Source organism: Dehalococcoidia bacterium (assembly GCA_025054935.1).
Taxonomy (GTDB): domain Bacteria; phylum Chloroflexota; class Dehalococcoidia; order SpSt-223; family SpSt-223; genus JANWZD01.
Genome location: JANWZD010000010.1, coordinates 88,060 through 111,895, shown reverse-complemented (window position 1 = coordinate 111,895; position 23,836 = coordinate 88,060). Strand labels below are relative to the sequence as shown.

Below are 23,836 nucleotides of genomic sequence, written 5' to 3'. Positions count from 1 at the left end.
CTCCCGCAGGCACGCTCTCGCCGCGATGGCCGCTCCCCTTCTCGGCTGGTCAGATTGCTATACTCGCCTCGTGAGCGACCTCGGCACGATACTTGTCGAACGCCTGTTTCATGCCTTCCCTGCTCCCGGGGCGCCGCTCCCTGTTCTCGCGGGCATCGACCTGACGATCGCCTCCGGTGAGTTTGTCGCAATTTTGGGTCCAAGCGGCTGCGGGAAAAGCACCTTGCTGCGGATCATGGCGGGGCTGCTCGTTCCCTCGTCGGGATCGGTTTCGATTGACGGTCTCCCCCCTGAGGCGGCGCGGCGCCGCAAGGCGATCGGCTTTGTCTTTCAGGACCCGTCGCTCCTGCCGTGGCGGACGGTCGAGGCCAACATCGCCCTTCCATGGGAGGTGAACCCGCACGGCGGGCGGTCGACGCGCGCGGAGCGCCAGCGGCAGGTAGCCGCAATGATCGACCTCGTCGGACTGCGCGGCTTTGCTCACTATCTTCCGCATCAGCTCTCTGGCGGCATGCAGCAGCGCGTCGCGATTGCGCGCGCCCTTGCGTTCAGCCCCTCGGTCTTGCTCATGGACGAGCCGTTTGGGGCACTCGACGCGATCACGCGCGACGGCCTGCGCGATGAGCTCCAGCAGATCTGGCTCGTCCGCCGGCCGACGGTCGTCTTCGTGACCCATAGCATCGCGGAGGCGGTCTATCTCGCTGACCGCGTTGTTGTGCTGACGGGGCGGCCTGGCCGAGTGCGCGCGGTTGAGCCCGTGCCGCTGCCGCGGCCGCGGGACGACTCGACAGAGGCAAGCGCCCTGTTTGTTGCGCTGACAGCACGATTGAAATCCTTGCTACGATCGGCAGCATGACGACGAACGCGCCGTCTCGGCTCGACGATGAACTGATTGTGGTTCGTCCTCTGCAAGAAGGGCGGCTGACCGTTGCCGTCTGGGCGACGACAACAGCAGTGTTTGTCGCGCTGGTCAGCGCGTGGGAGGGGATTGTGCGTCTGGGCGGCGTGCCGGTCTACCTCCTCCCGGCGCCGACCGTCATCCTCGAGCGGCTGCTCTCGCGCTGGACACTCTTTGTCGGCAATGGCGTTACGACCCTGCTTGAGGCGCTTGCGGGGTTTGGCGTGGGGGGACTGGTCGCGTTCGTCCTTGCCACCGCGATGGCGCATTCGCGGCTTGCGGAGCGTGTGCTGTATCCGATCGCTCTTTTGATCAAGGTGACGCCGATTGTCGCCATCGCGCCGCTCTTTGTTATCTGGTTCGGCTTTGGTCCTCTCCCCAAGATCTTGATTGCCGCGCTCATCACGTTCTTCCCTATGCTCGTCAACGCGCTTGCGGGGCTGCGCGCCGCAAACCCGGCGGCGCTTGATTTTCTGCGCTCTGTCGGGGCGTCAACGGTCGAAATCTTTCTGACCCTGCGCGTGCCGGGGTCGTTGCCCTACCTCTTCGCTGCCGCGCGCGTTGCAGTCCCTCTCTCTCTGATCGGCGCTGTTGTCGGAGAATGGTGGGGAGCGAGCGAGGGGCTCGGCCGGATCATCTTTCTCGCCAACACCAATCTTGATATGCCGTCGCTCTTTGCCGCCGTTGTCGTGCTGACGCTGCTCGGGGTGGGGCTGACGAGCCTTCTCTCCCTTGCCGAGCGGCGGATGCTCCGCTGGCACGAGTCGGTGCGGGGATGAGTGAGCTGCGGATCGTCGGGCTGCGCGGGATCCCCGAAGTGCAGCCAGGGGCCGATCTCGTTGCGCTGATCCTTGCCGCAGCGGAAGCGACCGGGGTCGGCTTCGAGGACGGCGACATTCTGGTGGTGACGCAGAAGATCGTCTCGAAAGCGGAAGGGCGGCTTGTCCGGGTGGAGGACGTCGTTCCGTCGCCCCTTGCCGAATCGCTTGGCGCGCGCTGGGGCAAGGACCCGCGCCGGATCGAGGTGGTGCTGCGCGAATCCGCGCGCATTGTCCGGATGGACCGCGGCCTGATCATCGCTGAAACGCGGCACGGTTTTGTCTGCGCTAATGCGGGGGTCGACGAGTCGAATGTGGCAGGAGAAGGAGTGCTCGCGCTGCTGCCGCTTGACCCTGACGCGTCGGCGGAGCGGATTCGGGCAGGCATTCGCGAACGGACCGGCGCTCAGGTGGGGGTGGTCATCTCCGACACTTTCGGACGGCCGTGGCGCGCCGGCTTGACCGATGTAGCGATTGGCGTGGCAGGGTTTCTGCCGCTCGATGATTTCCGCGGTCGGTGCGACCCCTACGGCCGCGAACTGAAGGTGACTATGGTTGCGGTCGCCGACGAGCTTGCCTCGGCTGCCGAATTAGCGGCGGGGAAAGTGGCTGGCATTCCGGCAGTTCTGATCCGCGGCTATCGCGCTCCGGCGGGCGACGGCAATGCGCGGCAGTTGGTGCGCGCTCCAGAGCATGACCTCTTTCGGTGACCCGGATTCTCGTTGAGGGGATGGGGCGATGTCGCTTGAACTGTATCTGGTGCGCCATGCCATCGCTGAGGAGCGCGACCCTCTCCGCTGGCCGGACGATCGGCTGCGGCCGCTGACCGCCAAAGGGATCCGGCGGTTTGAAGCGGCAGCGCGGGGACTGCGCCGGCTGGTTCCGAGCGTAGAGGCGCTGCTGACGAGCCCGCTCGTCCGGGCGCGCCAGACTGCGGAGATCCTCGTCGCCGAGGCAGACTGGCCGGAACCGCAGGTGCTTGAAGCGCTCGCTCCTGAGACCCCGCCGAGCGAGACGATCGCCGCACTGGCGGCACTCTACTCTCTGCGGCGGATTGCCGCGGTTGGCCACGAGCCGCATCTCTCCGAACTGGCGGCTGCCCTCCTTGTGGGGGAAGGGGCCGCTCCGTTCCTCGCCTTCCGCAAGGGCGGCGTCGCCTGCATCGCGTTTGACGATGGCGCTCACGCTCGCGGGGGAACGCTGCGCTGGCTCCTGACGCCGAAGATGCTCCGCCTCCTCGCCCGCTCGTGATCTGCGGCCGGCGAGCACGCCGGGGCTCTGCCAGCGGGCGCCCCGGAGGTTATTCCCCCCGGAACGGGACGACTTCTCCATTGAGCCGGGTATCGGCGTACACAATCGGCGCAAGCCAGCTGAGCCCGCCGGTGCCCGGGCGCAGGTCAGGCGGGCGCGGCGCGTTCGGATTGGTCGGCGCCGCGGTTGGGGTGGCAGTCGGAGCGGGAGAGGGCGTTGGGGTTGGGGTTGGGGTTGGCGCCGTGACGGTGAAGCTGACCACGACGTCGGGCGCAGGCAGATAGATGCCGTTCCCCGGCTGACTGAGTGTCAGCGAACAGACGCCCGGGGCGATCACGGTGATCGTCGTTCCCGACGCGGTGCAGACGGCCGGCGTCGTGCTGACGATGGAGACGGGGAGCCCCGAAGAGGCGGTGGCGCTGAGAGTGAAGGGGCCAGCGCCCAGCGGCCGGTCGCTGGGAGGCGAAGCAACCGTGATCGACTGGCTCACTCTGGCGACAGTGATGGTAATGGGGGGCGACGAGTCGAGGTCGCCGAGCCCCGGGTACCGGACTGTGAGCGGGAACTCTCCGCCAGAGAGGAGATAGCCGGCAGGGATAGTGGCGGTCAGGGTGGAACTGTTCACCCATGTCGTTCCGACGTCGATCCCATTCCAGCGGAGGGTGCTGCCCGGGATGAAATGGGAGCCGGTGATCGTGAGGATGACGCTCGGGCTGCCGGCAGGCACTTGGCTCGGGCTGACCCCGGTCACGACGGGCGCGCTTGCCTGCTGGTAGGCGCCGCTGCTGCAGTGGGTGGCCGGCCGGCGGGCGCCGCGTTGGTCAACGCCGCCGACAGCCTGGCAGAAGGCGGCAACGCCGCTCGCGCGGGCAATGCTCGTGGTTCCCAGCGGGATCGTCGGGGTTGTCCCCCCGTAGTCGCCGAGCGTTCCAAGGGCAAGGTCATCCCGCGGGACGACCTGCGGCGGTGAGCTGCCGCATCCGGCTGCGCCGGCACCGCTCTCCCAGTTGCCGCCGTCATTGACGATTACACCGGTGCCGGCAGCGCAGCGCGGTCCCGGACCGGCAATCACGCTGTTCGCGAGGCGGACTGTCGCCGTCTGGGCCGCGATTGCGCTGCCGACTGGGGCGGCGTTCTCCACGAGCGTGAGGTGGTGCAACCGGATGATGCTCTGCTGGTTGTGGCTGATCTGGCTGCCGGCGATCGCTCCGCCGATCCCCGCGGTATTGCTGACGAAGGTGCTGTTCTGGATGGTGGCCGTGTTCAGTCCGCCAGCAAAGTCGATGGCGCCCCCTGTGGTGTCGGGAACTCCCGCGACGACGGCCGAGTTGCTGATGAACGTTGAGGCTTCGATGGTGAGGGTCATGTCGATCGCCCGGATCGCGCCGCCTCCCAGCCCGCTGGGGGAGGTCAAGCGGTTCCCCTCGAACCGGCTGTGGCGGATCGCGGCCGTCCCGGACTCGAGGTAGAGCGCGCCTCCCCAGGAGTCGGCGCGATTGTCGAGGAAGACGACCCGCTCGAGGGTAACGGTCGCGCTGCCCAAGGCAAGGATCGCGCCGCCATTCTCGGCTTTGCCGTCGCGAAGGGTCAGGTTGCGCAGCGTGAGCGACCGGTTGCTCCCAACGCGGAACAGCCGCGTTCCGCCGCTGCCGGTCAGCGTGACGTTCTGGCCGCTGCCGTCGATGACGAGAGGGCTGTTCGCGGCAGAGATCTCGATCTGGGCAGGAACGGCGATGGTGCCGCTGCAGGCGAAGGTGACGACCCCGCTGGTCGCCACTGCTGCGCCAAGTCCGCCTGGGCCCCAGAAGTCGCCGCAATTCGTCACTACGCCAGCAGCGCGCGCGGGCGCCGGCGGCATCGCTCCGCTGACTATCACCGCGAGCAAGAAAACAAGAGGCCGTCCTACCTTCATCGCTGCTCGACTCCCGGGCGCCTTTTGGCGCCGAAGCAGTTGTAGGACCGCGCAAGCAAGGGAGCAAGCAGTTAGGGCGGGAGCGTTGAGGAAGTTGCCGGCGCGGTTGGGGTAAGGCGCGCATTAACAAGAGGAGGGCAGGCCAGTCGGCCTGCCCTCGGGCGCAACAGCGCTCGTTGCTGGCTAGCGAGAGCGTATCCCGAGCTGTTCGAGATCGTAGTCGAGCCGCTGCTCGAGGAGACGCGTCAGACGGAGAATCCGCTCGCGCCGGCGAGCCCAGCTCTCGGCGCGGCTGGCAGCGGCGAACTGTTCGATCGCCTCGTTGATGATCCGCCGCGCCTCCTCCGGCCCAACTTGGTCGACGAACTCAACCCGCTCAACCGGCTGGGTTTCGTTTCCTCTCTCTCGCTTGCGCTCCTGTTCTGCGTTCATGTCGCTCTCCTCGGTGGCTGAGACGATCTCTGAGCGGAGATCGGAGGGGCGAACAGCCTTCCGCTAGGGTCGCTTTGAGGCGGCGGCTCGCTCCAGACGTTCCTTCAGCTTCACCTTTGCTTGGTGCTTTCGGCGCTTCCGGGCGATCTTGCGCCGCTTTTCGCTCATCGGACTCAAGGCGGCTTTTCCTTTCCTCGTCTCGTTCGTTCCCCAACCAATTTTAGAGAGGCTGGCCGTTCCCCTTCAATGCCGTCTCCCCTGTGCTCACCTCATGATACGAACGATGCCTGCTCTGCGTTCCACCTGGGGCAGCTACGGCCGAAGCGCCACCTTGAGGACCCCCGGCGCTTGCGCCCGCTGGAACGCTGCCAGCGCCTCATCGAGAGGATAGATGGCGGTCAGCAAGGGGGTCACCTCGATCCGGCGGTCGGCAAGTGCCCGAATTGCTGGCGCGAACGGGCCGCAGCGTGACCCGACCACCGTCACCTCGTTGATCACGACTGGCGCGAGGTTAAGGGGCAGGGCCTCGGCAACCGTGCTTTTCAGCACGATAGTGCCGCGTGGGCGGGTGAACTGGAGCGCGTCTTGAAATCCCGCTGCCGTGCCGGTGCAGTCGACGACGATGTCGGCCGCAATCGCCGGAAGCTCGTCGCGCCGGCAGGCATCGATGCCGGCGGCGCGGAGGATTGCCAATTTCTCCTCATGGCGGCCGACGACGGTCAGCTGCGCGCTGGTAGCGGCAAGGACGCGCGCAACGAGCTGGCCCAGCTTGCCGTCGCCGAGCACAAGAACGCGGTCGGTTGGCCGCACCTGCACCCGGTCGACGATCTCGAATGCGGCGGCGAGCGGCTCGACGAAGAGCGCCTCCTCGTCGGCGATCGTGTCGGGGAGACGGTGCAGATTGGCGAGGGGCAGGCAGAGGAAATCGGCGAATGCGCCGTCGCGGCCTTGAATGCCGAGCACTGTTCGCTGCGCGCAATGGGATGCATCCCCAGCGGCGCAGCGCGCGCACGCACGACAGCTTGCGTTGATCTCGCCGACGACTCGCCGGCCGATCCACCCTGGCTCGGCAGCGGCGACAACTTCACCGACGAACTCGTGGCCGAGCACGCCGCGAAATTGGAGATAGCCGCGCGCGATCTCGAGGTCGGTATTGCAAATTCCCGCAAGGCGGACGCGGATCAGCGCCTCACCCGGCGGGGGGGCCGGGTCGGGATAGTCTCGCTTGAGCCGGATCTCGCCGTCGAACAGCACGGCGCGCATCGGTCCTCCTCCGTCGAGCGCGGCCTCGGGAGATTGTAGACTCCCGGCGATGAAGCGCGAGGCGACGCTGCGAGGCGCGGCAGGCGCCGTCGGGCCGGTGATCGTCGCGCTTGCGGCCGCCGGCGCTGCTGCCTCCCCGCTGCTCCAGCCGGGGTATTACGAGGGGCACGACGGGGTGGCGCATCTCTTTCGCGTTGCCATTCTTGCCGAGGAGATCGGCCGGGGGGTCCTCTACCCGCGCTGGGCAGCTGACCTCGCGCTTGGGTACGGCTACCCCGTCTTTCATTTCTACGGTCCGCTCGCGCACTACGCCGCGTGGGCGGTCTCCCGCGCCGGCGTCGCCTTGCCGGAAGCGGTTAAGGTCGTCTATGCGCTCCTCTTTTTCCTGTCAGCGCTCGGCGCCTTCGCTCTGGCGCGCGAGGTTGCCCCGACGGCGGGGCGCTGGGGGGCGGCCGTCGCGGGCGCGGCATACGCGCTTGCGCCGTATCTACTAGCAGACGTCTATGTTCGCGGCGCATTCGGCGAGGCTGTTTCCCTCGCCGCCTACCCGCCGCTGCTCTGGGGCGTTCATCGGCTGGCGCGCGGTTCGAGCCGGCGCGCTTGGCTAGCGACGGCAGCAAGCACAGCGTTCGCGGTCGCGACGTATAACCCTCTCGCCCTTGTCGGGCTGCCGCTTGCCGGGGCCTTCGCCCTCTGGTGCGGCGGCTGGCGCGGGCTCTGTCGCGCCGGGCTCGGTCTCGCTCTTGGGCTCGGTCTCGCGGCGTGGTTTTGGCTGCCGGCGCTCGTCGACCAGCGCGTCGTCACGATCGGCAATCTCAACTACGCGCGCGAGAACTTTCTCGCGCTCGGCCAGCTCGTCCAAATGAGCTGGCAGTATCGGCACGAACAGTTTCCTTTTGCGATCGGGTTGGTTCAGGCAGCGGCTGCCGGCGCGGGCACGCTCGGCATGCTGCGGCTGCGCGGCCGGGAGCGACGCGTGGCCCTCTTCTTCCCTCTTGCCGCGCTGACGGTGGCGGTCAGCATCAGCGCTCCGGCCGCGCCGCTCTGGGAGGCGCTGCCTCTCCTCTCGCTCATCGCCTATCCGTGGCGGCTGCTGGCGTTTGTCGGGCTGCTCGGGGCGGTCGCGTCCGCGGGGGGTGTCCTGCTCGTTCCGCCGCTCGCGCGGCCGGTTGCTGCCGGGGTGAGTATTCTCCTCCTCGCGGTGACGAGCGTAACGGAGACGCTGCCCGAACCGATCCCGCTGCTCGCAGAGGAGGTGACGACCGCGGGCTGGCAACGCCGGGAGCACCAACTCGGCCGCATCGGGACGACGACAGGAGCGGAATATTTGCCTCTGTGGTCAGCTCGCGGCCCTGGTGCAGCGAGCGACGTGCCGCGAAGCGTCGGCGCGCCGACGATCGAATCTGCTCGTCTTGAGACGGTAGCGGGCCTTGACCTGTCGCTGACGGTCACGTCGACCCAGCCGACCGTCCTCCGCCTCCACAGTTTCCTGTTTCCCGGCTGGACTGCCCGCGTGAACGGGGCGCCGGCGGCGGTTCGCCCGGAGACGGCGCTTGGCCTTGTCACAGTCGACCTTCCCGCGGGCCGATCTCAGGTCGAATTTCGCTTCGTGGAGACCCCCATCGTCGTCGTGGGCTCGGTCGTGACGACCGTCTCGTTTCTCCTGCTCGCCGTCGCGCTGCTGTGGCCGTGCCGTCGTCTCGCCGGGGCGGCTGCGGGTGCAGTCATCCTGCTCGCGCTCGCCATTTTCGGCTATCGCCCGCTGCCCGTCGCGCCTCAGGGGGGCGGGCAGGAGCTCGCGCCTGGCCTCTGGTTGCTCGGAGCGACTGCCGCCCTCAACGGAGAAGAGATCGCCGCGCGCCTTTACTGGCTGGCGACGCGGCCGCCCGAGCGCGACCACCGCTTGGTGCTCGCCCTGCGCGACGAGCGAGGCGCTATCGTCGCCGAGCGGGCAGGTCCCGCCCGCTATGGCCTAGAGCCGACGTCGGAATGGCGCGCCAATGAAATCATCCCCGATCCTGTCTGGTTTAGGCTGCCGGCGTCGCGGCCGGCCGGCCGCTATACGCTGACGGTCTCGCTCGACGACGGCCCGCCGGTTGCGGTGGCCGCGGCGCAGCTGCCCGCGGCGACGACCGCAACGCCGCCCCCGCCGGTGGCGGTCTTCGGCGGACAGCTGGCGCTTGAAGCGGCGACTGTGCGCGTCGCTGGACGCTCGCCGGCGGAAGGGCCGGCCGCGCCGGGTGATGAACTTGTCCTCGAGACCCAGTGGCGAGCGGTGCGCTCGCCGGACGACGACTATGTCTTCTTCGTCCATCTCTATGCCATGGACGGTCGCCGATGGTGGCAGTCCGACAGCCGGATTGGCGGCGGCGTGAGCGCGCCGACGACGTGGCAAGCGGGGGACAAGCGGGTCGATCGGCGGCGTGGCATCCTTCCGCTTGACCTCCCGGCGGGTGTCTACCGAGTAGAGGGTGGCTGGTACGAGCCTGGCGGCGGTCCCCGGCTCGAGACATCTAGCGGGTCGACTGTGGTTCTGGCGCAGGTCGCTGTCGTCAGGCCCGTCGCCCCTCCTGCTCACCGGCTCGAGGTGCCGTTCGGAGAGTGGGCGCGGCTCGAAGGGTGGGATGTCGATCGGCAGGGCGGGGAGCTTCGGCTCGTCTGGCAGGCGGTTCGGCCGCCGACGGGGCGGTACCATGTCTTTGTGCACGGTCTCGATGAGACGGGCCAGATCCTCGGCCAGTCTGACGGGCCGCCTGCCGCAGGGGCGTTCCCAACCGATGCGTGGCCGATCGGCGCGCTCATCGAAGACCGTCGCCCGCTTCCCCCTCATCGGGGAACGCTCCGCCTCGGTCTCTACGATCCCCACACTGGCCAGCGGCTCGCGACGCGCGGCGGCGATTCGATCGTGATCCGCCCTTAGCCCGGCAGTGCGGGCAGGGCGTCGAGAATGGCGGCGGCGTGGAGGATCGCCTGACGGAAGTCATCGAGCCGGATATTCTCGTTCGGCCCATGAGCGCGCGAATCCGGGTGGGAACAGCCCGATGTCGCCACCGGCAGTCCGAGCAGGTCGGTGAAGGCGGCCATCGGCCCGGCGCCGGTCATCGTCGGCGAGATGACGGGAGGACGGCCGTAGACTGCTGCTGCGGTGTCGATGACGAGACGGACGAAAGGCGCATCGGGGTCGGAGCGGGCGGCCGGCTCGCCGTCGGCGGAGAGGATTTCGATGTCGTCGAAGCCGTGCGCATCGAGATGGCGGCGCAGCTTGGCCGCGAGATCGGCCGGGCGCTGACCGGGGACGAGGCGGAAGTCAAGCTTGGCGCGCGCCTCATGAGGGAGGATGGTCTTCACGCCGGGGCCGGCGTAGCCGGCAGAGAGCCCGTTGATCGTCGCCGAGCAGCCGAAGAGGAGCCGCCGCCGCAGCGCTCGTCCCTCGAGGCCGTCAAGAAAGCGAGGGAGGCCGAGGTTCGTCAGCAGCGCCGCCGTCTCGTCCGGCAGCGCATCGGCGAGCGCCAGTTCGCGTTCGCGGGGCGGGATGCAGTCGTCCTCCCAGCCGTCGACCAGGATCCGCTCGTCGGGACCCTTGATCGACGCGAGTGCCCAGACGAGCCGCCACGCGGGGTTGGGGACGATCGGCCCGTAGGATGAGTGGAGATCGCGGTTGGCGCCCCTCGCCCGCAGTTCGACGACGAGCACTCCCTTACAGCCGAGCGTGAGCAGCGGCGCGCCCTCCCAATCGACGCCGCCCGTCTCCCAGATGCAGCCGTCGGCGGCGAGACGGTCGCGGTGGTCGGCGACGAACGCCGGGAGATGGGGGCTGCCGATTTCCTCTTCTCCTTCGACGACGAAGGTGACGCCGGCGGGAAGCGTTCCCCGCACGGCGCGGAGGGCGTGGACGGCGGCGATGCGGGCGGCAAGGTTGCCTTTGTTGTCGGCAACGCCGCGCCCGAAGAGCCGCCCCTCGCGTCGGGTCGGTGTCCACGGCGGGCTCTCCCAGCCGTCGCCCGGGTCTGCGGGCTGGACGTCGTAATGGTTGTAGAACAACACCCGCCGCGGACTTGCACCTTCGCTTGTGCCGAGGAGGATCGGATTGCCGGCCGTGGCGCCGCGAACGACGTCGAGCCCGGCATCGGCAAGGGCAGCTTCAACAAGCGACGCCATCGCCTCGATCCCCTCGCCGTGGGCGGAGACACTCGGCTGGGCGACGAAGCGCTCGAGAAGGCGGACAAAGCGCTCCAAGTGGGTGTCGACATACTGAACAAGCGTAGGGTCAAGGGGCATCGCTCTCCTTCAGCGCCCGGCGCTTCCTCGTCTTTCGGTCTGCGCGGATTTTGGCGCGCGCTTCGTCGATCCGCGCGAGGGCAGCCTCGAGCGCTTGATGGACCGAGAAGATCTCGAGGCGCAGCTCGTGGCCGAACGGGCTCACGGGGTTGATGGCGCGGACGAGCGCTTCGGCGCGGCGGGCGGCGCGCTTGGCGTCCGCTTCGACATCGCGCAGTTGGTCTTCGAGGTAGTCGTGGGTGTCGGCCATCGGAGGACCTTCCGCTGCAGTGCCTGCAGGCGGCGGAGCATCAGCCGCGCGCGAAGCAGCAGCAAAAAGCGAGGGTGGAGGTGGCGGGCGAGGAAATCGGCGAGGACGGGGTTCGCGCAAAGAAGCGGCGCGCGCCAGCGGGCGAGCCGCTCGAGCGGGGTTTCTTGGCGGCGCGGGAACCATGGCCGGGGCGGCAGTGCAAACCGCTCGAGAGGAACCCACCGCTTGCCTTGCCGCTGAAGTACGACCCCGCCGGCTTCCTGGATTAGGAGCACGCCGGCGGCAGCATCCCAAATCTTGGGGCCGCCGAAAAGCGCCCATTGGAAGTTGCCGGCGGCGGTGAGCGCCATCTCGGTCGCGATGCTGCCCAGCACGCGCGGCTCGCCTGGCCCCTGCCGGAGAGGCGGGTCGAGGCGGAAAAGCCACGGCCAGCTTCCCGGAACTGCAATGATTGTGGCGGGCTCGGGGCGTTCGTTGGCGCGCACGGCGAGCGGCCGGTCGTCACAGAACGCGCCTCCGCCGCGCCGGGCGTGATAGACAGCAGGGCCTTCCGGGCCGGCAGGAGTGTAGATTGCGGCTGCGACCGGGACGCGGCGATAGAGCACGCCGATAGACACCGCCCAGAAGGGCAAGCCGGAGGCAAAGTTGGCGGTCCCGTCGATCGGGTCGACAACCCAGAGGATTGCCGGCAGGCTGTGGCTGACGCCGGGGGTGCCCTCTTCGCCAAGCACCGCGTGGGTGGGAAACCGTTCGGCGACGAGCGCGCGCAGCCGCTCCTCGACAGCGTGGTCGGCGGCGGTGACAGGGTTGCGCCGGTTCGCCTCTTTGAACTCGACGCGGAGCGAGGAGGAGAGCATCCCCCTCGCGAGCTCGCCGCATTCGGCAGCCCAAGCGCGCGCAGCATCGGCGATCGCGTCGACGACCGCCTGGCGGAGGCCGAGCGTCACTCCTCGCCCGCCCAGTAATACAGCTCCCAATGGGGAATGACGCGGGGCATTCGGCCGGTGCGGCAGACAATCTCGATCCGGCCGAAGAAGCAGGCGATCTCGTCAGGCGCGAGCAGGTCGCGCAGACTGGTCTCGAGCTCCCGCCGCCGGGCGGGGTCGGTCGCGAGCTCTTCCATATCCTCAAGCAGCGAAGCCGGGATCGGGTCGCCGACGAACTCGATCAGCACGGTCCGATTCTTGAAGTCGGTATGGAAGGTGAGGCCGTTATCGATCGCCCAGATCTTGCCGTCGGCGGCGAGATGACAGTGCTCGCCTTTCCGGTCGGCGTTGTTCGTGATGATGTCAAAAAGCGCGATCGGGAAAAGATCGTCCCGCCGCCGCTTGCGGACGCGCCAGAAGTCGTGCCGCTCATCGGGCTCGCAATAGACTTGGAATGACCCGATGCCGTACGGCCCCTCACGGATGACGGTCGGAGGCACGAGCCCCCAGCCGAGCGCCTCCGAGGTGAGGTAGGCCGCGACTTCCCGCTTATAGAGGGTGCCGTCGGGAAAATCCCAGAGGCGGCGTTCGCCGCGCACCGGTTTGTAGATCGCCAGCCGCTCGGTCGTGCCGTCGTCGATGGCGACGGCGAACGTGGCGTTCGAGCCAGCGGGCACGCGGCCAATGCCGACGATCTTGCCGGTCTTCAGCCATTCAGGCGCCTGATCAAGCCTCGAACCGGTCATGCCACATTGTACCACCGGCGGCCCCCGCGATTCGTCATCCCCTGCCGCGGCTGGACTGGCGAGGAGCGGGAGCGCCCAAGCCAGTGCGCGAAGGGGGGCGGCACGGCGTCCTGTTCTCCTCGGAGGATCAGCAAGCCGTGCCGGCTGCTTTCCGGCAGGAGGCGCTGGCCGACGAGCGCCGCCTCGCCGTCACAGGGCGACCGGATTGCGTGTCGGAAGGGGCATCCCTATAATGCGCGAGCGGTCGGGCTGCCGCTCGAGAGGCAGCCCGTTAGCTGTGGGGAGGGCGACGTCTGTGAACATCGGGAAGGCCTTTAGCTACGTCTTTGAAGACCCGCAATGGCTTCAGAAGGTGCTCGTCGGCGCCCTATTTCAGCTGCTCTCGTTGGTGCTGATCGGCATTCCGTTCGTGCTCGGCTACAACGTCGAGATCATCCGGAATGTTCATCGCGGCAACCCGAACCCCTTGCCGGAGTGGACAAATCTCGGCGAGAAGTTCACCGAAGGGCTGAAGCTCTTCGTCGTGTTTGTCGTCTGGGCGCTGCCGCTCATTGTGCTCTACTGCTGCCAGATTGTGGTCTCGTTCGGTGTCACCGGCGTAGCAGGGGGCGGAGGACGTCAAGCGGCGGATGCGCTTGGCGCCTTGGCGGGGGTCATTTCGTTGGCCTTCAGTTGTCTGATGGGCCTGTATGCCCTCTTTCTCTTCATTATGCGGCCGGCGATCGTGGTCCAATACGTGCGGACAAGCGAGATTGGCGCCGCCTTGCGGTTTGGCGATGTGTTCGGCATCCTCCGCCGGATTCCTGCCCCCGTGGTGATTACCGCTCTGCTGGGGATTGTCACTGGGATCATCGCGTACCTTGGTGTCATCGCCTGCTTTATCGGGATCTTTGTGACGTTCGCGTATGCCTATTACGTTAACGGCCATCTCGAGGGGCAGGTATGGCAGGAGCTTGAGCGGGCGCCCGCAGTCTAGTTTCAGGCGGGCGGAGGCGACCCCTGGCGAGCGCCCGACGCGCTCCCCCTTGGGGGCGGCTGGAGGAATGGCAGCGCGGGCCGTGCACCGCGACCCGTTCGTCTCCCTCGCGTCAGCCGGTGGTGCGGCTGCTCGCGCCCGACGAAGGGAGAGGCAGGCAGAGAGCGGCGGAACCTTCATGCGGTGGCCGCCGTTGGTGAAAGTAGCTCGGCCGAGTCGGGCTCGTAGCGGAGGTTCCAAGCAGTGCAGTCAGAAGCAATTTCGCCGAACGATCGTCTCTGGGCAATTCTCAGCTATATCTTCACGCCCATTGTAGGGATCATCGTGCTTCTCCTCGAGGACTATAAGAACCGGCCGTTCGCGCGCTATCATGCGGTGCAGTCGATCGGCTTTGGCATCGCCATCATCGCCTATTTCTTCCTTTTCACGATCGTCTATACCATCCTGACTGCGATCACCTTCGGGATCCTTGGGCTGTGCCTCTGGATCTTCTACTTCGCTCCGCTCATTCCGATGATCTACTACGCCTATCAAGCATCGCAGAACCGCTATTTTGAGATCCCGGCGCTCACCAACTTCATGGTGCAACAAGGGTGGCTGACCCGGCCGCCTGCAGCGAGCGTCTGACCAGCCGTCCGGCCTGTCCTGCGCTCCTAGCGCATCTCCCGTTGATGCTCGGCGAAGAACGCGCGCGCTATGCGGGCGACAAGCGCAGGGTCTTCCATCGGGAGCGCGTGCGAGCGATCCGGCACCGTGACAACGCGGGCATTCGGGAGCGCGGCCGCGAGATCGGCGGCGATCGCCTCTGAGAAGAGTCGCGAGGTGCCCGCCCGAACAAGAAGGACAGGACACGCCACCGCCGGAAGGTGCGGCCACGGATTGGCCGCCGGGCTTGCCTCGTAGCCGAGCGCTTCGACCCAGCCGGGGCATTTGAGTTCGATGCTGCCGTCGGGCTGGTCGCGAAAGCCGTGCTCAACGTAGAGGGCGAGCACCTCGGGCTGCCACGAGGCGAATGCCGGCTTCGTGCGGTAGTGCGCGACCGCCGCCTCGCGCGATGGCCAGCGGTGGCGGCGGCGGCGTGCCTGCTCGGCGAGCGTCGCCGTTGCGGCTGACGGCAGCCATGGCGCCGCCGCCGTTTTCGGGCGGATCACCGGCTCGATCAGCACCATGGGGCCAAAGCGATCCGGAGCCATGCTGGCCGCGAGGAGGGTGGAGATTGCGCCCACCGAATGCGCAAGGACAACGGGACGGCGCAGCCCCAACGCCTCTACGACCGCGACGATGTCGGCAGCATGATCGAACCGGCTATACCCCTGCTCAGGGGTGTCGCTGTCGCCGTGGCCGCGCAGATCGAGCGCGTAGGAACGGTAGTCGGGCCACAGCTGACGGAGCGTGACATCCCAAATCCTTCCGTGGAACGAGTTGCCGTGGACAGCGAGGAGCGGGGCGCCGCTGCCGCCCCAGTCGTGGACGGCAAGCGTGATGCCATTGGCTGGTACGCGCCGCTGCTGGGGGGTCGGCAGGCTCACCCGCGAGGGATGCCGGCGCGGCTGCGCCGACTGCTTGCGAGATAGTCGAGCAGCATCTGCTCGTTGCCGAATGCCATCTGTCCAATCAGCTCGGCGGGCTCGAGCCAGAGAACGCGGCCTTCGAACGAATCGCGCTGCACCCCGCCGATGATCGAGGCGGCATAGGCGAGGCAGACCGAGGAGAGCCGTTGGTTCGGCGCGGGTCCGGAGTAGACGCCGACCAGATGATCGATCGCGATGTGGAAGCCGGTCTCTTCGAACACCTCGCGAAGGAGGCCGTCTTCTACGCGCTCCTGCCAGCGGAGGAACCCTCCCGGCAAGTTGAAGCCTAGCCCGTCGCTCCGCTGGATGGTGAGGATTCGGCCATCCCGTTCGATAAGAGCTGCGGTGGCGGCAAATGGCGGCAGCGCGCCGAAGGTCAGCCGGCTGAGCAGCCAGCCCGCCGCTTGCGCAAGGCGCCCCTCAATCCCCTGACGCATACCGGGATGGTATCCGCCAAAGCGATGGCTTTCCAGCAGATCGGCCGGCAGCAGCGCGTTTCGCCCGGCGATCCTTCTAGCATCCAGGCAGGCAGTCTGGTAGACTAACGCAACAAATTGGGGTCGGAGCTCCATCGATCCCTATCCCTTGGGGTCTCTGGTATGTATCTCGTCCAAGCGCCGCTGCAGCCGCCGCCGATAGTCCGCGTCCCCCCGGTCGGTCCCGACTTGATCGACGACACTGTCGAGATCCTCAGCCGCGCCGAGATCCCCGCGAGGCGGAGCGACTTTCTCGCCTTCGTTGCGGAGCATCTTCCCTCAACGATCGGGGCAGGAAGCCGGGAGCGATTTGCCCGCTACCTTGCCCGTCCCTACGTTCAGGGCGAGGAGGTCGACCGGTCGGCGCTTCTCCTGCTCGGCAGCCCGCTCCGCGACCAAGCGAAGCGGCAGCTGGCGCTCGTGTGCCTTGCGGAAGTGGAGCCAGCGCTCGCCTGCTTTTTGGATGAGCGGCTGCCCGACCCGACATGGCGCTGGTTTACGCCGCGCCGTCTGCGCGCTTGGCTGGCGGAGCGCCGCGGCAAGGATGACCCGACCTCGGCCTCGCGGCTGCTGGCGGTGCTGCGCTCAGCGGGATACCTGCGGCCGTTCGACCGGGCCTGGGTGCTTGAGCCGCCGGCGCCTTCGGCCTCGGTGCTGCTCTATGGGCTGCTGCGCGAACTGCGCGCCCCCGGTCAGACGACCCTTTCTCAGATCTTTGAGTCGCGCGTGGTAGCGCGGACGCTGGCGCCGGCCGGTGCGGTCTATCGAATGCTGGAATGGGCAGCGCACTTCGACTTGGTCCGTCGGGGAAGCGGCAGCGAACAGGTCGTATGGCTGCCGCGCTCTCGCGAGCAGACGGTCAGCCGGCTGGTCGATATCGCCCTCCCGGAGCCAGCGCTGCTCTAGGGGTCGACGTCGAGGAACGGTCCTCCGAGGTCGATGTGCCATGCCGCGACCGGCTCGCGGTTGTGGCGAAAATCGCGCAAGTCCCGCCGCACGATGCGCGAGCGCGAGATCCCTCGCGCTTCTGCCCAGGCAACAAGGCGATCGAAGTCGGTGCTGACGATGTGGCGGTACCGCCGGCCGTCCGCATGCTGAAACGGGTCGTCCCAGATGCCGCCTTCGAGAGCGTAGAAATAGCCGAGACGGCGTTTCGGGAAGCGGACGGCGGTTTCTCGCGGCGCGGAGCGGCCCGAAACTCCTGCCTCCTGGAAGGTTGCCATTTCGTTCAGGATGCGGAGCGCGTTCTCAATGATCGGAAAGGCCAGCGCTGCTCCTGTTCCTTCCCCGAGCCGCAGATCCAGGTTCAGCAGCGGCGCCTTCTCGAGGTGCTCGAGGATCGCGCGGTGGCCAACTTCGACCGAACTGTGCGCCGCGATCAGGGAGAAGCTTGCGTGGGGGGCGAGGGCGACGGCGATGAGCGCGGCGGCGCCGGAGATAAAGCCGTCGATGACGACAGGGACGCGGCAGGCTGCGCCGCCGATCATCACGCCGACCAGCGTCGCGATCTCAAGTCCGCCCACCTTTGCCAGCACATCGAGAGGGTCAGCGGGGTCGGGCTGATTGACAGCGATTGCGCGCTCGATGACGGCGATCTTCTTGCGAAGCTGCTCGACAGTGATCCCGGTGCCGCGCCCGGTTACTTCTGCGACCGGCCGGCCCGTCATCACTGCGGTGATCGCGCTCGAGGCAGTGGTATTGCCGATCCCCATATCGCCGGTTCCGAGGAGGTCGACGCCGCCCTGGTGAAGCTCGGTGGCGATGGCGATGCCATTGACAACCGCCTGCTCTGCCTCCTCGCGCTCCATTGCCGGCCCGTGGACGAAATTTGCGGTCCCGCGGCGGACGGCGCGACGCAGGAGGCCGGGCTCCTCCGGCACCTCTGCGGCGACACCGGCGTCGACGACAATCACCTCGGCGCCTACTCCGCGCGCGAGGACGTTGATCGCGGCGCCGCCTCGCAGGAAGTTCAGTACCATCTGGGCGGTTACCTCGCGCGGGTAGGCGGAAACGCCCTCCTCTGCCACCCCATGGTCAGCCGCGGCAGTAACGATCGCCTTGCGCCGGATGGCTGGCGGGATCTGCCCGGTGATCCCGACGAAGCGGATAGCCAGCTCCTCGAGGCGACCCAAACTGCCGGGCGGTTTCGTCAACTGCTCGTGACGCCGGCGGGCCCAGTTCATTGCGGCAAGGTCGGGCTCGGGGATGGCGGCGATAGTCTGGCGGATGATGTCGTTCATGACCCCTACTCCTCGGTAGGCCGGCCGGGCGGCCGGGAATCCATTGCCGGGCATTCTGGCTCGCGCCCAAGGCGCATACAGCTGCGGGACAGCGCCGGCCTCGCACCGGCTTTCCCCGGCAATGTGCGGGCCGCAGTATAGCAGCCGTAATGGGGAGGAATCCAACCGAGATCGCCGAGCGGTCAGCCGCTCTGCTAGGCTTCTGGTCGCGTTGGCGCGGTCGATTCTTCGCGGTTGGCTGCTCGTTCTTCTCGCTGCGCTCGCGATCGCTGCGGCAGTGCTCGTCCAGTCTCTCCTGCCGGCGGGGCCGCTGCTTTGGGACGAGGCCTATCATGCGCTGTGGGGCGCCCGGATCGCTGCCGATGCGCGCGCGGGCGATGTTCTCGCCCTCCTTTACGACAGCTATCGGCAGGTGTATTGGCCGCCGCTTTACTCGTGGCTGGCCGGTCTTGTCATCTTCTTTGCCGGCTATTCGACCGAGTTGGTGCGCGCCATCGGCCTCGTCGCGCTCATCGGAACGGCGCTGCTGCTTTACGCCGCAGCGCGACCCTTCGCCTCCGGCAGGGCGGGCGAGGTGGGCGGCGTTGCGGCCGGCGCTGTTCTGCTGTTCTCAAGCGCCGCTCTCGAGCTTGCGCCCCAGGCAATGCTCGAACTCCCCGCGCTCTTCTTCCTCGTCCTCGGGCTCTGGCTGTACGGCTGGCTCTGGCGATCGCCTGCTCCTCCGCCCGCTGCGTGGGGAGGCCTCGGGGCGACGATCGTGCTCACCTTTCTCGCGAAGCAGAACTACGGCGTCCTTCTCGGGCTTGCCGTTGCCGGCGCCTTCCTTGTTGAGGGGGAATGGCTGCGCCGGCAGCCGAGCGCAGCGGCACGCACGCGGCGGCGCGGCCACCTCCTCGCGGCGGGCACAACCGCTCTCCTCCTGCTCCTCTGGTTTGCCTATCCGCAGAAAATCGTCCAAACGCTCCAGTCGCTTCGCAACACGCCGTGGGGACCCGATGCCTCGACGCTTGAAGGCGTTCTCTTCTACCCCCGACAGTTTGGCTGGCTTGCGGGCTCCTGGCTGATGGCGGGGGTGTGGCTGGCAGCGCTTGGCGCCGTGTTGCGCCGCCGCGCGCTGGCTGATGGCCGGATTTGGATCCTCGTGGTACTGATCGCCTTCCAGCTTCTCTTCGCGCAGCTGTCGGCAACGAAGATTGCGCGCCATATCCTTCCGCTCGTTCCCGCCTTTGCGATCCTCGTCGGAGCACAGGCGGCGCGCCTGAGCGCGCGCTGGCCGCGGCTGACGGCGGGCGCCCTTGCGGCGCTGCTCGGGGTTCACGCCGCGATGGTGCTTCCCGGGTTGCGGCCGGTGGGAGACCCCGCGGCGCGTGCGGCGCTGGCAGCTGCGGTCGACGCGGTCGGGCCTGCGACAATCGTGGTGGGCAATATCGATCTCCCGTACTCCCCTGCCACCCTCGATTGGGAGCTGCTGCGCCGGGGGGTCCTCACCGTCGATGGCGCCGGCGCGCTCACCCTCGCGAGCGAGATCCGCTTTGCCGGCGGAGTGTTGCCGCGCCTTCCCGAAGCGGTGCGGCAGCCCCTTGGCCGCTTGCCAACTCGGTGGCCCGGCGAACGCGGCGCGGCGACGCTCTATATCGGCTTGCCGTTAGATGCGCCGGACCTTGAACTGCGGGCTGGGGGGCTCTCTACCGCGGTCGTTGGCGCAACAGGGCGCCGTCCGTTTGAGCGGGCGGTCGCGCTGGTACCGACTCCCAGCCCTCGCTTCCCGGACGCGACGCCCGAAGCGCTAGAGCAAGCGCTCGCGCGCGCCGGGTTTCGCGTCAGCGCGTCCCGGGCTGTCGGCAGCACTGTCGTCATGACGCTGGAGCGCTAGGGGGCGGAGACGAAGCCAGTGCGTCCGAGCGTCACCGTTTCGTGCACTTTGAATGTCGAAGCAGCGCGCGGCGCGACCGCCTCGATCCGCGCCTGCTCGCTGGCAATCTCGATCATCATCGCCGCGCCGGTGAAGCCGACCATCGCAAGGAGGGCGATCACGAGCACGACCCACAGCCCGAGCCGCTTCATCGTTGCTGTCTCTCGTTCATCTGGTACAGTTTTCGGCGCGACCTCGCTCATTCAAGAGGCTGGCACGCCGAGCGTGCCGAGGGAAGGCTGCTGATGACCGCGCTTCCTCCCAAACTGGCGGAGATTGTCGAACTGTTTCAGGCAGCGCGCGGGCGGGAAAAGCTCGAGCTGCTCCTTGAGTTTGCCGAAGCGATGCCGCCCCTTCCGGAGTGGCTCGCGACGAATCGCGACCAGATGGAATTCGTTCACGAATGCCAGACGCCCGTCTATGTTGCGGCGGAAAACCGAGACGGGCTGGTCTTCTACTTCGATGTGCCGAAAGAGGCGCCGACAGTCCGCGGGTATGCGGGGGTGCTGGCGGAAGGGCTGCGCGGCGCGACGCCGGAACAGGTGCTGGCGCTGCCAAGCGATTTCTTCCTCCCCATGGGCTTGGCAGAGGTGGTGAGCCATCAGCGGCTGAACGGCATGTCTGCCATCCTCGCCCATATGAAGCGCCTTGCGCTTGAGCACCTCCCGGCAGACAAGCGCTCCCGGCCAAACGGCGCCTCTTTCTGATACAGTGCGCACAGGCGCATATCTCATCAGTCGGAGCGAGAATGGACCACCAGCGACTTCAGGAGATCCGTGAGTTCATCGGCCAACGGCCGCCTGCCGTGAATTCCTTCCTGATCACTCTCCGGAGTGACGGCACCCCCTTTATCCGTCAAGTTTCGACCTTCATCGAGGGGTGGACCATCCAAACGGTCTCTAATGCCGCCAATCTTAAGGTGCGGCATATCCGAAACAATCCGGCAGTGAGCTACCTCTGGGTACAACAGCGTCCGCAGTTCGGCGCCAAGAACGTTTGGGTCAACGGCGTCGCCGAGATCGTGTCGGACCCGGCCGAGGTTCAGGCGTTTCTCGAGCGGCGCGCCGCTGCCACGGGCACGCCGGTTCCGCCGGCAGAGTTCGAGCGCGTCGTCATCCGCGTTGTTCCGACCTTCCTGCGCGCCGAGGGGTTTGCGGCCGGCCCGCGTCCTGAGGTGTTTCGGAACTTCGCTGCCTAGCTGCAGCGGCTGCCCCTCCTCGGCTGATGGAGGGAGCGGCGAACTGGGGGCCGCCGCCCTCCTCATCCGGCGGCGGCGTCCGTATCGAGCGCGCTCGGCGCTCGGCTAATTGAGGCGGCTTGTCAGTTCGGCGAGCGGCGCGCCGGCCTCGCGGGCACAGTAGGGGCAGATGCTCCAGCGGAGATGAAGCGCGCGTCCGCAGCCGGCGCAGATCTTCTTCAGCCGGGTCCGGCAGTTAGGGCAGAGCAGAAAGTCGTCTTCAACGCGCGCCTTGCATTTCGGGCATGCGCCCTGCTCTTCGATCTCCGCGAGCAGACTTTCCTCTTCGAGCGTTCGTTCATACTGTTCGGCGATCGTTTCCCGAGGTCGGAGGAGCAAATAGAGAACGAGGCCGGGAATATTGAAGATCACGACGAGAAGAACGGCAAAAAACGCGGTAAAAAGGTTGCGGCTTCGTGATCGAATGTCGCGCAACGTCCAGATGATCAGCGCAACCCAGAAGGCAAAGAGATAGGCGACGATGAGGGCGACGACAAGGGTGATGAGAAAGCCGATGTCCTGCACGGCATCAGAACTGTAGCAGTTCTGCGGTTTGACTTCAACTGCAATGGATTCTTATACTCGTGGAAAAGTTGCAGCGACGAGCGTGACTTCTCCCTCTGACTACGTTGATGTCGCCGTTGTTGGCGCCGGACCGGCCGGGGCGGTGCTCGCGCGAGGAACGGCAGCCGCCGGCCTGAAAACCGTTCTGCTCGAGAAAGAGCGCCTCCCTCGCTATAAGACGTGCGGCGGAGGAGTGCAGCATCGAGTTGCCGCCCTCCTGGGCGAGGACCTCACGCCGGTCGTGCGGGTCGCCGTCGACCGGATGGTGTTTACCTATCGGCTTGGCCGCCCGATCGAGCGCCGTTCTCCCGACCCGGTGGTCTATATGGTGATGCGCGATGAGTTTGACGCGCATCTTGTGGAGCGTGCGGCAGCGGCAGGCGCCGAAGTCCGCGACCGGACGCGCGTGGACCGTGTGGACTGCTCGTCGGAAGGGGTCACCTTGAGGACAAGCAGCGGCACAGTCCGGGCGCGCATCGTCGTCGGCGCTGATGGCGCGAACAGCCGTGTCGCGCGCGATGTCGGCTTAGCCGGCGGCGTCGACCTCGATCTCGCGCTCGAAGGGGAGTTCATCGCGCCGGCCTGGGCGCGCGACCGCTGGAAGACGACGGCCCTGCTCGATCTTGGCTCGCTGCCCAGCGGCTACGGCTGGCTTTTCCCCAAAGGCGATGGGCTCTCTGTTGGCGTTGGCGGGCCGCTTAGCGACCGCGCGCTCTTCCGCCCGTACTACGAGCGGCTGCGGCGGTTTCTCGGCCTAGACACGGTGCCGATGACGCGCTTCAGCGGGCATCACTTGGCACTGCGGCGGCCGGGCGCGCCGATCGTGGCCGGCCGCGCGCTTTTGCTTGGGGATGCAGCCGGGCTTGTCGACCCATTCACCGGCGAAGGTTTGCTCGGCGCAGTACTGAGCGCCCGCCTCGCGGTTGACCCCGTTGTCCGCGCGGCCGGCGGGGAGATCAGAGCGCTTGCTGACTATCAGCGGGCGGTCGACCGCGAACTGATGCCGGAGCTGCTGGAAGCGCGGATTGTGCTGCGCGTCTTCGACCGCATGCCCCACCTTGCGCACCGCTTGATCGGCATGGGCCCGCTTGTCTGGCGCAACCTTGTGCGCCTGATGCGCGGCGAAAGGAACTACCGACGGCTGGGCGGCGGCACGTTTCGGATCGGCTGGCGGCTGCTCGACCGGCTTCTGCCGCCTGCCGCAGCATGAACCTCATCGAGACGGCGCTGCTCCTTCTGCTGGGGCTCTTTGCCGGCGCGTACGGCACGGTCGTCGGCGCGGGAGGCGGGTTCATTATCGTCCCCGCCCTCGCCTGGGTGCCGGCGTATGCGGAACATAGCGCCGAGGCTATTACCGGCGTCTCCCTTGTCGCTGTCGTCTGCAGTGCGGTCTCGGCCGTGATTGCGTACAGCCGTCAACGCCGGATTGACGTCGGGGTTGCGCTCACGCTCGGCGTCTTTGCGCTCCCGGGCAGCGTGCTTGGTCGCATCCTTGTGAGCCGGCTCGATCGCCGGCTGTTTGAGGTGCTGTTTGGAGCGCTGCTGGTCGCGATTGCAGTCTACCTCGTAGTGCGGCGTCCGCCTCAGCATGCGCCCGCTGGGACGAGCCCTCCGCCGTGGGGAGTGGTGCGCCGGCAGTATGTCGTCGGCGCTCATGTCGAGACGGTTGATGTCGACTTGCGCGTCGGGGCGCTCGTCAGTTTTGTGATCGGCGTGCTCGCGGCCCTTTTCGGCGTCGGTGGGGGATTGATGATGACGCCCTCGATGGTGGCGCTGATGTCGATCCCGGCGTCGATTGCCACGGCGACCTCCCAGCTCTATCTCCTGACCACTTCTGCAATCTCGGTGGCGGCCGATATCCTCAACGGCGGCGACTCTCCCCTCGACCATCTCGACCTCGCGCTTCCCCTCGCGCTCGGCGTGGTTCTCGGCGCCCAAGCGGGCGCCGCGCTCTCCCGCCGGCTGAGCGCGCGCTGGATCATCCGCCTCCTCGCAGCAGCGCTGGGGATGGTGGGCGCTCGCCTGATGTGGGCCGGATTGGGGAGCTGAGCGATACAATTGCAGGAGCTGACAGGCTGTCTGGGGG

The 23,836-nt window shown here is 67.4% G+C and carries 24 protein-coding genes, 1 pseudogene and 1 riboswitch; of the genes and pseudogenes, 13 read left to right on the top strand and 12 right to left on the bottom strand.

The genetic code is table 11. From position 1 onward, the window contains the following. Nucleotides 1–70 precede the first annotated feature (70 nt). The 4 genes from NZ773_11660 to sixA are packed head-to-tail and all read left to right on the top strand — an operon-like array spanning nucleotide 71 to nucleotide 2,967. A complete protein-coding gene (locus tag NZ773_11660; GenBank protein MCS6802579.1) occupies nucleotides 71–856 on the top strand; it encodes an ABC transporter ATP-binding protein in 786 nt (261 codons plus the stop codon). After that, nucleotides 853–1,677, top strand: a complete 825-nt coding sequence (locus tag NZ773_11655; GenBank protein MCS6802578.1) for an ABC transporter permease — start codon at nucleotides 853–855, stop codon at nucleotides 1,675–1,677. The genes NZ773_11660 and NZ773_11655 overlap by 4 nt, the downstream gene beginning before the upstream one ends. Continuing rightward, nucleotides 1,674–2,426 (top strand): coenzyme F420-0:L-glutamate ligase, encoded by a 753-nt coding sequence (gene cofE, locus NZ773_11650; GenBank protein ID MCS6802577.1) that lies wholly within the window; start codon nucleotides 1,674–1,676, stop codon nucleotides 2,424–2,426. Before NZ773_11655 ends, cofE begins: the two co-directional genes overlap by 4 nt. A gap of 28 nt (nucleotides 2,427–2,454) precedes the next feature. Further along, on the top strand, nucleotides 2,455–2,967 hold the full coding sequence (gene sixA, locus NZ773_11645; GenBank protein ID MCS6802576.1) for a phosphohistidine phosphatase SixA: 513 nt from the start codon (nucleotides 2,455–2,457) through the stop codon (nucleotides 2,965–2,967). Between the two features lie 49 nt (nucleotides 2,968–3,016). On the opposite strand, the gene NZ773_11640 is transcribed toward sixA, so the two are convergent. The 3 genes from NZ773_11640 to NZ773_11630 all read right to left on the bottom strand — a co-directional run bounded on the left by NZ773_11640 (nucleotide 3,017) and on the right by NZ773_11630 (nucleotide 6,574). Beyond that, nucleotides 3,017–4,879 carry a hypothetical protein gene (locus NZ773_11640; protein MCS6802575.1) on the bottom strand — a complete coding sequence of 621 codons (1,863 nt, stop codon included), beginning with the start codon at nucleotides 4,877–4,879 and terminating at the stop codon, nucleotides 3,017–3,019. Nucleotides 4,880–5,062: 183 nt separating this feature from the next. Further along, a complete protein-coding gene (locus NZ773_11635; GenBank protein ID MCS6802574.1) occupies nucleotides 5,063–5,311 on the bottom strand; it encodes a hypothetical protein in 249 nt (82 codons plus the stop codon). Nucleotides 5,312–5,623: 312 nt separating this feature from the next. Beyond that, the gene (locus NZ773_11630) at nucleotides 5,624–6,574 is read right to left on the bottom strand and encodes an alcohol dehydrogenase catalytic domain-containing protein (protein MCS6802573.1); all 951 of its coding nucleotides are present in this window, start codon (nucleotides 6,572–6,574) and stop codon (nucleotides 5,624–5,626) included. A 49-nt stretch (nucleotides 6,575–6,623) separates the two neighbouring features. Here NZ773_11630 and NZ773_11625 point away from each other — a divergent pair, with 49 nt between their 5' ends. Then, a complete protein-coding gene (locus NZ773_11625) occupies nucleotides 6,624–9,494 on the top strand; it encodes a hypothetical protein (GenBank protein ID MCS6802572.1) in 2,871 nt (956 codons plus the stop codon). On the opposite strand, the gene NZ773_11620 is transcribed toward NZ773_11625, so the two are convergent. Genes NZ773_11620 through NZ773_11605 form a run of 4 tightly spaced genes read right to left on the bottom strand, consistent with a single transcriptional unit; the run spans nucleotide 9,491 to nucleotide 12,774 of the window. Further along, nucleotides 9,491–10,852 (bottom strand): M20/M25/M40 family metallo-hydrolase, encoded by a 1,362-nt coding sequence (locus NZ773_11620; protein MCS6802571.1) that lies wholly within the window; start codon nucleotides 10,850–10,852, stop codon nucleotides 9,491–9,493. The two genes, NZ773_11625 and NZ773_11620, sit on opposite strands and share 4 nt — an antisense overlap. Beyond that, a complete protein-coding gene (locus NZ773_11615; protein ID MCS6802570.1) occupies nucleotides 10,842–10,997 on the bottom strand; it encodes a hypothetical protein in 156 nt (51 codons plus the stop codon). The genes NZ773_11620 and NZ773_11615 overlap by 11 nt, the downstream gene beginning before the upstream one ends. Further along, nucleotides 10,994–12,049 carry an inositol monophosphatase gene (locus NZ773_11610; protein MCS6802569.1) on the bottom strand — a complete coding sequence of 352 codons (1,056 nt, stop codon included), beginning with the start codon at nucleotides 12,047–12,049 and terminating at the stop codon, nucleotides 10,994–10,996. Before NZ773_11610 ends, NZ773_11615 begins: the two co-directional genes overlap by 4 nt. After that, on the bottom strand, nucleotides 12,046–12,774 hold the full coding sequence (locus NZ773_11605; protein ID MCS6802568.1) for an SCO1664 family protein: 729 nt from the start codon (nucleotides 12,772–12,774) through the stop codon (nucleotides 12,046–12,048). Before NZ773_11605 ends, NZ773_11610 begins: the two co-directional genes overlap by 4 nt. A gap of 295 nt (nucleotides 12,775–13,069) precedes the next feature. Here NZ773_11605 and NZ773_11600 point away from each other — a divergent pair, with 295 nt between their 5' ends. Then, nucleotides 13,070–13,750, top strand: coding sequence for a DUF4013 domain-containing protein (locus NZ773_11600; GenBank protein MCS6802567.1), 681 nt, complete (start codon nucleotides 13,070–13,072; stop codon nucleotides 13,748–13,750). Nucleotides 13,751–13,993: 243 nt separating this feature from the next. Next, nucleotides 13,994–14,377, top strand: a complete 384-nt coding sequence (locus NZ773_11595) for a DUF4870 domain-containing protein (protein MCS6802566.1) — start codon at nucleotides 13,994–13,996, stop codon at nucleotides 14,375–14,377. 26 nt (nucleotides 14,378–14,403) lie between these two features. Here the strand turns inward: NZ773_11595 and NZ773_11590 are convergent, their stop codons facing one another. Then, a complete protein-coding gene (locus NZ773_11590) occupies nucleotides 14,404–15,279 on the bottom strand; it encodes an alpha/beta hydrolase (GenBank protein MCS6802565.1) in 876 nt (291 codons plus the stop codon). After that, on the bottom strand, nucleotides 15,276–15,758 hold the full coding sequence (locus NZ773_11585; protein ID MCS6802564.1) for an NUDIX hydrolase: 483 nt from the start codon (nucleotides 15,756–15,758) through the stop codon (nucleotides 15,276–15,278). The genes NZ773_11590 and NZ773_11585 overlap by 4 nt, the downstream gene beginning before the upstream one ends. A 162-nt stretch (nucleotides 15,759–15,920) precedes the next feature. Between NZ773_11585 and NZ773_11580 the strand changes: the two genes are divergently transcribed. Continuing rightward, nucleotides 15,921–16,703 carry a hypothetical protein gene (locus NZ773_11580; protein MCS6802563.1) on the top strand — a complete coding sequence of 261 codons (783 nt, stop codon included), beginning with the start codon at nucleotides 15,921–15,923 and terminating at the stop codon, nucleotides 16,701–16,703. 281 nt (nucleotides 16,704–16,984) lie between these two features. Here the strand turns inward: NZ773_11580 and cobT are convergent. Then, nucleotides 16,985–18,037, bottom strand: a pseudogene (gene cobT, locus NZ773_11575) (nicotinate-nucleotide--dimethylbenzimidazole phosphoribosyltransferase). 27 nt (nucleotides 18,038–18,064) lie between these two features. Beyond that, nucleotides 18,065–18,197, bottom strand: a riboswitch (cobalamin riboswitch). A 51-nt stretch (nucleotides 18,198–18,248) separates the two neighbouring features. On the opposite strand from cobT, the gene NZ773_11570 reads away from it, so the two are divergent. Then, the gene (locus NZ773_11570; protein MCS6802562.1) at nucleotides 18,249–19,910 is read left to right on the top strand and encodes a hypothetical protein; all 1,662 of its coding nucleotides are present in this window, start codon (nucleotides 18,249–18,251) and stop codon (nucleotides 19,908–19,910) included. On the opposite strand, the gene NZ773_11565 is transcribed toward NZ773_11570, so the two are convergent. After that, nucleotides 19,907–20,152: a hypothetical protein gene (locus NZ773_11565; protein ID MCS6802561.1), complete on the bottom strand. Its 246-nt coding sequence runs from the start codon at nucleotides 20,150–20,152 to the stop codon at nucleotides 19,907–19,909. The genes NZ773_11570 and NZ773_11565 overlap by 4 nt on opposite strands. A gap of 42 nt (nucleotides 20,153–20,194) precedes the next feature. Here NZ773_11565 and NZ773_11560 point away from each other — a divergent pair, with 42 nt between their 5' ends. Together NZ773_11560 and NZ773_11555 are read left to right on the top strand one after the other, a co-directional pair. Continuing rightward, nucleotides 20,195–20,656: a SufE family protein gene (locus NZ773_11560; GenBank protein MCS6802560.1), complete on the top strand. Its 462-nt coding sequence runs from the start codon at nucleotides 20,195–20,197 to the stop codon at nucleotides 20,654–20,656. A gap of 41 nt (nucleotides 20,657–20,697) precedes the next feature. Beyond that, entirely contained in the window at nucleotides 20,698–21,147 is a 450-nt protein-coding gene (locus NZ773_11555; protein ID MCS6802559.1) for a pyridoxamine 5'-phosphate oxidase family protein, read from the top strand. A 105-nt stretch (nucleotides 21,148–21,252) separates the two neighbouring features. Here the strand turns inward: NZ773_11555 and NZ773_11550 are convergent, their stop codons facing one another. After that, nucleotides 21,253–21,711, bottom strand: coding sequence for a zinc ribbon domain-containing protein (locus tag NZ773_11550; GenBank protein ID MCS6802558.1), 459 nt, complete (start codon nucleotides 21,709–21,711; stop codon nucleotides 21,253–21,255). 82 nt (nucleotides 21,712–21,793) lie between these two features. Between NZ773_11550 and NZ773_11545 the strand changes: the two genes are divergently transcribed. Both NZ773_11545 and NZ773_11540 read left to right on the top strand, forming a co-directional pair. After that, on the top strand, nucleotides 21,794–22,960 hold the full coding sequence (locus NZ773_11545) for a geranylgeranyl reductase family protein (GenBank protein ID MCS6802557.1): 1,167 nt from the start codon (nucleotides 21,794–21,796) through the stop codon (nucleotides 22,958–22,960). Beyond that, the gene (locus NZ773_11540; GenBank protein ID MCS6802556.1) at nucleotides 22,957–23,799 is read left to right on the top strand and encodes a sulfite exporter TauE/SafE family protein; all 843 of its coding nucleotides are present in this window, start codon (nucleotides 22,957–22,959) and stop codon (nucleotides 23,797–23,799) included. Before NZ773_11545 ends, NZ773_11540 begins: the two co-directional genes overlap by 4 nt. Nucleotides 23,800–23,836: the final 37 nt, after the last annotated feature.

Coding starts and splice junctions, on each gene's coding strand:
- NZ773_11635 (MCS6802574.1), bottom strand. CDS start 5,311: ATGAACGCAGAACAGGAGCGCAAGCGAGAGAGAGGAAACGAAACCCAG.
- NZ773_11540 (MCS6802556.1), top strand. CDS start 22,957: ATGAACCTCATCGAGACGGCGCTGCTCCTTCTGCTGGGGCTCTTTGCC.
- NZ773_11620 (MCS6802571.1), bottom strand. CDS start 10,852: ATGCCCCTTGACCCTACGCTTGTTCAGTATGTCGACACCCACTTGGAG.
- NZ773_11580 (MCS6802563.1), top strand. CDS start 15,921: ATGTATCTCGTCCAAGCGCCGCTGCAGCCGCCGCCGATAGTCCGCGTC.
- NZ773_11605 (MCS6802568.1), bottom strand. CDS start 12,774: ATGACCGGTTCGAGGCTTGATCAGGCGCCTGAATGGCTGAAGACCGGC.
- NZ773_11560 (MCS6802560.1), top strand. CDS start 20,195: ATGACCGCGCTTCCTCCCAAACTGGCGGAGATTGTCGAACTGTTTCAG.
- NZ773_11555 (MCS6802559.1), top strand. CDS start 20,698: ATGGACCACCAGCGACTTCAGGAGATCCGTGAGTTCATCGGCCAACGG.
- NZ773_11630 (MCS6802573.1), bottom strand. CDS start 6,574: ATGCGCGCCGTGCTGTTCGACGGCGAGATCCGGCTCAAGCGAGACTAT.
- NZ773_11585 (MCS6802564.1), bottom strand. CDS start 15,758: ATGCGTCAGGGGATTGAGGGGCGCCTTGCGCAAGCGGCGGGCTGGCTG.
- cofE (MCS6802577.1), top strand. CDS start 1,674: ATGAGTGAGCTGCGGATCGTCGGGCTGCGCGGGATCCCCGAAGTGCAG.
- sixA (MCS6802576.1), top strand. CDS start 2,455: ATGTCGCTTGAACTGTATCTGGTGCGCCATGCCATCGCTGAGGAGCGC.
- NZ773_11625 (MCS6802572.1), top strand. CDS start 6,624: ATGAAGCGCGAGGCGACGCTGCGAGGCGCGGCAGGCGCCGTCGGGCCG.
- NZ773_11655 (MCS6802578.1), top strand. CDS start 853: ATGACGACGAACGCGCCGTCTCGGCTCGACGATGAACTGATTGTGGTT.
- NZ773_11640 (MCS6802575.1), bottom strand. CDS start 4,879: ATGAAGGTAGGACGGCCTCTTGTTTTCTTGCTCGCGGTGATAGTCAGC.
- NZ773_11565 (MCS6802561.1), bottom strand. CDS start 20,152: ATGAGCGAGGTCGCGCCGAAAACTGTACCAGATGAACGAGAGACAGCA.